Source organism: Microbacterium sp. UBA3394 (assembly GCF_002358725.1).
Lineage (GTDB): Bacteria > Actinomycetota > Actinomycetes > Actinomycetales > Microbacteriaceae > Microbacterium > Microbacterium luteum.
The window spans coordinates 1-6,996 of sequence record NZ_DEPK01000101.1 but is presented as its reverse complement, the minus strand read 5'-3'; the positions used below and the strand labels follow the sequence as shown (position 1 = coordinate 6,996).

General features: G+C 70.8%; 8 protein-coding genes and 1 pseudogene. All 9 read left to right on the top strand.

All coding sequences use genetic code 11. The annotated features are described in order from the left end of the window. Positions 1-898: tRNA lysidine(34) synthetase TilS (tilS, locus tag B4E30_RS06035; protein WP_286793980.1), on the top strand; the 898-nt coding region annotated here is incomplete at its 5' end. A gap of 57 nt (positions 899-955) precedes the next feature. Continuing rightward, positions 956-1,705 (top strand): ParA family protein, encoded by a 750-nt coding sequence (locus B4E30_RS06030; protein WP_194384373.1) that lies wholly within the window; start codon positions 956-958, stop codon positions 1,703-1,705. Positions 1,706-1,734: 29 nt separating this feature from the next. Further along, positions 1,735-2,286 (top strand): hypoxanthine phosphoribosyltransferase, encoded by a 552-nt coding sequence (hpt, locus tag B4E30_RS06025; protein WP_194384374.1) that lies wholly within the window; start codon positions 1,735-1,737, stop codon positions 2,284-2,286. 141 nt (positions 2,287-2,427) lie between these two features. Then, positions 2,428-4,437, top strand: a complete 2,010-nt coding sequence (gene ftsH, locus B4E30_RS06020) for an ATP-dependent zinc metalloprotease FtsH (RefSeq protein WP_194384375.1) — start codon at positions 2,428-2,430, stop codon at positions 4,435-4,437. 10 nt (positions 4,438-4,447) lie between these two features. Continuing rightward, the gene (folE, locus tag B4E30_RS06015) at positions 4,448-5,035 is read left to right on the top strand and encodes a GTP cyclohydrolase I (RefSeq protein WP_286793977.1); all 588 of its coding nucleotides are present in this window, start codon (positions 4,448-4,450) and stop codon (positions 5,033-5,035) included. Then, positions 5,032-5,820 (top strand): dihydropteroate synthase, encoded by a 789-nt coding sequence (gene folP / locus B4E30_RS06010; RefSeq protein WP_286717568.1) that lies wholly within the window; start codon positions 5,032-5,034, stop codon positions 5,818-5,820. The genes folE and folP overlap by 4 nt, the downstream gene beginning before the upstream one ends. Before the next feature lie 5 nt (positions 5,821-5,825). Continuing rightward, positions 5,826-6,221: a dihydroneopterin aldolase gene (folB, locus tag B4E30_RS06005; protein ID WP_194384377.1), complete on the top strand. Its 396-nt coding sequence runs from the start codon at positions 5,826-5,828 to the stop codon at positions 6,219-6,221. After that, a complete protein-coding gene (gene folK, locus B4E30_RS06000) occupies positions 6,218-6,751 on the top strand; it encodes a 2-amino-4-hydroxy-6-hydroxymethyldihydropteridine diphosphokinase (protein WP_286793975.1) in 534 nt (177 codons plus the stop codon). The genes folB and folK overlap by 4 nt, the downstream gene beginning before the upstream one ends. Next, positions 6,748-6,996: pseudogene (locus tag B4E30_RS05995) on the top strand (DUF3180 domain-containing protein); the annotation flags it as partial. The gene folK and the pseudogene B4E30_RS05995, both read left to right, overlap by 4 nt.

Here is a 6,996-nt window from a genome sequence, read left to right as displayed (position 1 = left end):
GGGCCTGTCCGGTGGCGCCGACTCGCTCGCCCTCACCGCGGCGGTCGCCTTCGAGACCCGGGGTGCGGATGCATCCGCGACCGCGGTCGTGGTCGACCACGGGCTGCAGGAGACCTCCGCCGAGGTCGCACGCGGCGCGGCCGCAGCCGCGTCGTCGCTGGGACTGGCCGCCCGCTTGGTCGAGGTGGATGTGGACGGCGGCGGCGGACTCGAAGCGGCGGCCCGCGACGCGCGATACCGGGCGCTGCGTGCCGTCGCGCGCGAGACCGGCGCGGCGGCCGTGCTCGTGGGGCACACCCTCGACGACCAGGCCGAGACGGTCCTGCTCGGCTTGGCGCGCGGATCCGGTGCGGCGAGCCTGCAGGGCATGTCGCCGGTGTCCGACCTCGACGGTGTCGCGCTCGTGCGGCCGCTGCTGGCGCTGCGGCGTTCCACCACGCGTGCGGCGTGCGCGGCCGAGGGACTCGAACCGTGGGACGACCCCCACAACGACGATCCCCGCTTCGCGCGGGTGCGCACCCGCAACACCGTGCTCCCGATGCTCGAGCGCGAGCTCGGACCGGGCGTGGCGGAGGCGCTCGCGCGCACGGCCGAGCAGATGCGGGAAGACGCCGAGGCGTTCGACGAGATGATCGAGGAGACGATCGAAGACATCGTCGAGCACGCCGAAGCCGGCATCTCCGTCTCGGTGCCGGCCCTCGCCGCGAATCCCGCGGCGGTGCGGCACCGCATCATCCGACTCGTCGTGTCGAGCGAGTTCGGCGCGAGCCTCACCCGCGTGCAGACCCTCGAGGTCGCGCGGCTCGTGACCGACTGGTCGGGTCAGGGGCCGATCGATCTGCCCGCATGCCGCGCCCGCCGGGTCGGCGCGCGCGTGGAGTTCACCGCCGCGTCGTGAGTCTGCGCGCGACCGAACCCGTGACGGGAGGGGGCCGCGCTCGTTAGGGTGGCGCACGTGAAGGTCATCGCGGTGTACAGCGTCAAGGGTGGGGTGGGCAAGTCCACGACGGCGGTGAACCTGGCCTACGAGGCGGCGAAGGACCAGCGCGTTCTGCTGTGGGACCTCGACCCGCAGGCGGCCGCGACCCACATGCTTGAGGTCAAGCCGAAGCTCAAGGGCGGCGCCGAATCGATCATCGGCGGCAAGGGCAAGATCGGCCGGGCTGTGCGGGAGACGGCCTATCAGGACCTCGACGTGCTCCCCGGTGACGACAGCTACCGGGATCTCGAGCTCGCCCTGGATGCCGCCAAGCACTCCACGCGCCGCATCCAGCGTGCCCTCGGGCCGCTCTCCGACAACTACGACGTCGTGATCCTCGACTGCCCTCCCGGTGCGTCCCTTCTCGCGCAGAACGTCATCCGGGCCGCCGATCTCGTGGTGCTCCCCGTGGTCCCGACGCCGCTCGCGCTGCGATCGCTGCAGCAGGTGCGCGATGTCATCGCGGCGGAGTCGAAGCCGGCGAAGATCGTGTCGTTCCTGTCGATGGTCGATCGCCGCAAGAAGACCCACCGCACCGCGGTCGAGGAGCTTCCGGCCGACGAGCCCGACATGTGCAAAGTCGTCATCCCGGCGACGGTCGTCGTGGAGCGCATGGGATCGGAGCGCAAGCCCGTCGCGGCATATGCGCCGTCGTCCGAGGCTGCGCAGTCCTTCGCGACGCTGTGGAGCATCGCATGGGTGGCGGCGCGAGACCGCAAGAAGTGATTCGCCGCCGACGCTCCTAGACTTCCCCCATGCGCGCCGCCGACATCAGAGACGACCTGACCGACATCCTCGTCACCGAGGAGCAGATCCAGGAGAAGCTGCAAGAGGTGGCCGCGCAGGTCGCGACCGACTACGAGGGCAAGGACCTGCTGCTTGTCGGTGTGCTCAAGGGCGCCGTCATGGTCATGGCCGACTTCGCACGCGCACTGCCGATGCACGCCGCGATGGACTGGATGGCGGTGTCGTCCTACGGTGCGTCGACGAAGTCGAGCGGTGTCGTGCAGATCCGCAAGGATCTCGACACCGACCTCCACGACAAGCACGTGCTGATCGTCGAGGACATCATCGACTCGGGCCTGACCCTGCACTGGCTGCTGGCGAACTTCGCCTCTCGCGGCGCCGCGTCGATCGAGATCTTCTCGCTGCTGCGCAAGCCGGATGCGGCCAAGGTCGAGGTGCCCTGCAAGTACGTCGGCTTCGACATCCCGAGCGACTTCGTCGTGGGTTACGGCCTGGACTACGCCGAGCGCTATCGCAACCTGCGCGACGTGGCCGTGCTCGCGCCGCACGTGTACGCCTGAGCGCGCGCGTCGGCGTGCATTCCGCCGTGGGCGAATGCACAGTCGGGGCATAGCCGGCCCGCGATACCCTGTTCGGACCGCCTTGGCGGCGCTGCGCCGCCCGGTGGCCGCTGACGAAAGGGATCGGGCCGCGCCCGCACCATGAACATCAAGAAGATCACTCGGAACCCGCTCTTCTACATCGTGCTGATCGGCGTGATGCTGATCGTCGGGTTCTCGTTGATCTCGAGTCTCGGCGGCGCGAAGCAGGTCTCGACCCAGGAGGGTCTCGAGCTCCTCGACGGCGGCACGGTCACCGAGGTGACGAACACCGACGGCGACCAGCGCGTCGACCTCACGCTGTCGGAGGCGTACGAGGGTGCGACCGACGTGCAGTTCTACTACGTCGACGCCCGCGCGGAAGAGGTCGTGCAGGCCATCGACGCGGCGAACCCCGCCGACGGGTTCAACGACGTGGTGCCGCAGCCGTCGTGGTTCGACGGGTTCCTCTCGCTGATGATCCCGCTGCTGCTGCTCGGCCTGCTGTTCTGGTTCCTGCTCTCCTCGGCGCAGGGCGGCGGCAGCAAGGTCATGCAGTTCGGCAAGTCGCGGGCGAAGATGGTCACCAAGGAGACCCCCACGGTCACCTTCCAAGACGTCGCCGGCTCCGATGAGGCCATCGAAGAGCTGGATGAGATCAAGGAGTTCCTGAAGGACGCCGCCAAGTTCCAGGCGGTCGGCGCGCGCATCCCGAAGGGCGTGCTGCTGTACGGCCCTCCCGGCACGGGAAAGACGCTGCTCGCACGAGCGGTGGCCGGTGAAGCGGGCGTGCCGTTCTACTCGATCTCGGGATCGGACTTCGTCGAGATGTTCGTCGGCGTGGGCGCGAGCCGCGTGCGCGACCTGTTCAACCAGGCCAAGGAGAGCTCGCCCGCCATCATCTTCATCGACGAGATCGACGCGGTCGGCCGCCATCGCGGCGCCGGCATGGGCGGCGGTCACGACGAGCGCGAGCAGACGCTGAACCAGATGCTCGTCGAGATGGACGGCTTCGACCCGAAGGTGAACGTCATCGTCATCGCGGCGACCAACCGCCCCGACATCCTCGACCCGGCGCTGCTGCGCCCCGGCCGCTTCGACCGTCAGATCGGCGTGGACGCGCCCGACCTGCAGGGCCGCAAGCGCATCCTCGAGGTGCACGGCCGCGGCAAGCCCCTCGCCGACGGCGTCGACCTCGAGGTCGTCGCCCGCAAGACCCCGGGCTTCACCGGAGCGGACCTCGCCAATGTGCTGAACGAGGCGGCCCTGCTCACGGCTCGCTCGAACGCGCAGCTGATCGACAACCGCGCGCTCGACGAGGCCATCGACCGCGTGCTGGCCGGTCCGCAGCGTCGCACGCGCGTGATGAAGGACAAGGAGAAGCTCATCACGGCGTACCACGAGGGCGGTCACGCCCTCGCCGCGGCGGCGATGAACCACACCGACCCCGTCACGAAGGTCACGATCCTCCCGCGCGGCAAGGCCCTCGGCTACACGATGGTGCTGCCGCTCGATGACAAGTACTCCGTCACCCGCAACGAGCTGCAGGATCAGCTGACGTACGCGATGGGCGGCCGCGTGGCCGAGGAGATCGTCTTCCACGACCCCACCACCGGTGCCTCCAACGACATCGAGAAGGCCACCGACATCGCCCGCAAGATGGTCACCGAGTACGGCATGACCACCGATGTCGGCCCCGTCAAGCTCGGTCAGTCCTCGGGCGAGGTGTTCATGGGTCGCGACATGGGTCACGGCCGCGACTTCAGCGAACGGGTGGCGGAACGCGTCGACCAGCAGGTGCGCGGCCTCATCGAACAGGCGCACAACGAGGCGTACCAGGTCATCAACGACAACCGCGACGTGCTGGACAAGCTCGCCCTCGCTCTCCTCGAGAAGGAGACCCTCGACCACCTCGAGCTCGCCGAGATCTTCACCGACGTCAAGAAGCTCCCGCCGCGCCCGCAGTGGCTCTCCAGTGAAGAGCGCCCGGTCTCGCAGCTGCCTCCGGTCGACGTGCCGGTGCGTCAGCCCGCCGTCGGCGTGGCGGCGGCCACCGCCGCCGACGCGGAGACGGTGACCGAGTCGGCGCCCGAGCGGCGCCCCTCCGGGCGCGCGCGGCCCGCAACCGCGTAGGCTCTCGTCCGTGGCCGTCGACCGTGATCGTGTCGCCGCGCTCGTGCGACAGTTGCTCGAGGCGATCGGCGAGGACCCCGAGCGTCCGGGATTGAAGCTCACCCCGGACCGGGTCGCCGACGCGTATGTCGACTTCTTCGCGGGGGTCGGCGAAGACGCCTCGGCGCCGCTCGCCCACACGATCAGCGTCTCGCAGGGTCCGGCGCCCGAGACGCTGCCGTCGGGCGCTGTGATGCTGCGCGACATCCGCTTTCGCTCGATGTGCGAGCATCACCTGCTGCCGTTCCGCGGACACGCCCACATCGCCTATCTGCCGGGCGAGCAGGTCGTCGGTCTCGGTGCGCTGCCGAAGGTCGTCGACGTGCTCGCGGCACGACCGCAGGTCCAGGAGCGGCTCGGCGAGCAGATCGCGGACGCCATCGACGACGCGCTCGATGCACGCGGTGTTCTGGTGGTGCTCGACGCGGTGCACGAGTGCGTCACGATGCGCGGGGGCCGGCAGCCCGATGCGGCCACGCTGACCGTAGCCGCGCGCGGCGCCCTCACCGACCCAGCGCAGCGGGCCGAGCTGTTCGCGCTCCTCGGAGGACCGCGATGACGGCCGTCATGGGCATCGTCAACGTCACGCCCGACTCGTTCAGCGACGGCGGCAGATACATCGACCCGGATGCCGCGATCGCGCATGCGCGATCGCTCCGCGCCGCCGGCGCCGACCTGCTCGACGTCGGCGGCGAATCCACGCGGCCCGGCGCCGAGCGCATCGATCCCGACGAGGAGCGCCGCCGGGTCATCCCCGTCGTCACGGCGCTCGCGGCGGAGGGACTCGCCGTCAGCATCGACACGATGAACGCCGCCACGGCCACCGCCGCCGTCGAGGCCGGCGCGGTGCTCGTCAACGACGTCTCCGGCGGACTGGCCGACCCCGACATGCTGCCGGCCGTCGCCGCATCCGGAGCGGACATCGCCCTCGGCCACTGGCGCGGCCCCTCGTCCGACATGTACGCCCGAGCACATTACGGCGACACCGTGCGCGAGGTCGTCCGCGAGCTGGCGGACCGCGTGAGCGCGGCGAACGCCGCCGGCATCGCCCCCGCGCGCATCATCGTGGACCCCGGCTTCGGGTTCGGCAAGCAGGGAGCGCAGAACTGGGCGCTGCTGCGCGGCCTGTCGCACGTCGTCGACCTCGGGCCTCGAGTGCTCGTCGGCACCAGCCGCAAGCGATTCCTCGCCGAGGCCCTCGGCGAAGGCGATCCGGCACGACGCGACCTCGCCACGGCCGTGACGAGCGTGCTGGCGGCGCAGGCGGGTGCCTGGGCGGTCCGCGTGCACGACGTCGCCACGACCCGCGATGCCCTCCGCATCGCCACCTACCAAGGAGAGTGACCGGCATGGATGCCCCCACCGACCTCAGCGGCACCGACGAACTGACGCTCACCGGGCTGCGCGTCTTCGGTCACCACGGCGTGCTCTCTCACGAGCGGCGCGACGGCCAGGAGTTCATCATCGACGTCGTCATGCACCTCGACGTGCGCGAGGCGGCCGGAGCCGACGACGTCGACAAGACCGTGCACTACGGCGAGGTGGCCGAGCACGTCGCCGGTCTCGTCGCGCACGACCCGGTGGATCTCATCGAGACGGTGGCGGCGCGGATCGCCCGCGATCTGCTGGCCCGCTACTCGCGCCTGCGCCGCGTGACGGTCACGGTCCACAAGCCGAACGCGCCGATCCCCGTGCCCTTCTCGGATGTCTCGGTGCGCGTGACCCGTGCGCGGTCGGGACGATGAGCCGACGACTGGCGCAGGGGATCGGCGACCCGCCGTCGCGTGAATCGCGCGCGACGGTCGAGGCCGTCGTGGCGCTCGGGGCGAACCTCGGCGACCGGGAGGAGACGCTGCGGGAGGCCGTGCACGATCTTGCGCGCCTGCCGCTGGTCGACGAGGTCCGCGCCGCCGAGCCGATCGAGTCGGTGGCCGTGAAGCCGACCGGACCCGACGAAGACGCCCCGGCCTACCTCAACTCCGTCGCGGTGCTCACTACGCGCCTCTCGCCGGCCATCCTCCTGTCCTACCTCCACGCCATCGAGGCGCGGCACGGTCGGGAGCGCCACGAGCGCTGGGGTGACCGCACCCTCGATCTGGACCTCGTCTCGTACGGCGACCTGGTCTCGCGCGAGCCGGCCCTCACCCTGCCGCATCCCCGCGCGGCGGAGCGCGAGTTCGTGCTGGTGCCGTGGCTGGCGATCGATCCCGACGCCGAGCTGGCCGGGCACGGCCGGGTGGCCGACCTGCTCGGCCGGCTGCGGGGCTCCTCGTGAGGCGTACCGGCGCGGGCGTGCTTCTCGTGTGCGCCGTGCTCGGCGTCGGCGCGGGGTTCCTCGTCGACCAGGTGCTGACCGCGTCGGGGCGGCCGACCTTCACCCCCGCGGTGATGCTGCCGATCCTCCTCGTGCTGCTGGGCGGCGCGGTCGTGGCCCTCGCCGTTCCGGTGCGCCGCGCCACACGCGGCACCGGGGCCTCGCCGAACCCCTTCCAGGCCCTGCGGATCGCGATGCTCGCCAAG

Bases quoted from the DNA above. Each gene is read 5' to 3' on its own strand.
- hpt (WP_194384374.1), top strand. From the start codon at position 1,735: ATGCGCGCCGCCGACATCAGAGACGACCTGACCGACATCCTCGTCACC.
- ftsH (WP_194384375.1), top strand. From the start codon at position 2,428: ATGAACATCAAGAAGATCACTCGGAACCCGCTCTTCTACATCGTGCTG.
- folP (WP_286717568.1), top strand. From the start codon at position 5,032: ATGACGGCCGTCATGGGCATCGTCAACGTCACGCCCGACTCGTTCAGC.
- folB (WP_194384377.1), top strand. From the start codon at position 5,826: ATGGATGCCCCCACCGACCTCAGCGGCACCGACGAACTGACGCTCACC.
- folK (WP_286793975.1), top strand. From the start codon at position 6,218: ATGAGCCGACGACTGGCGCAGGGGATCGGCGACCCGCCGTCGCGTGAA.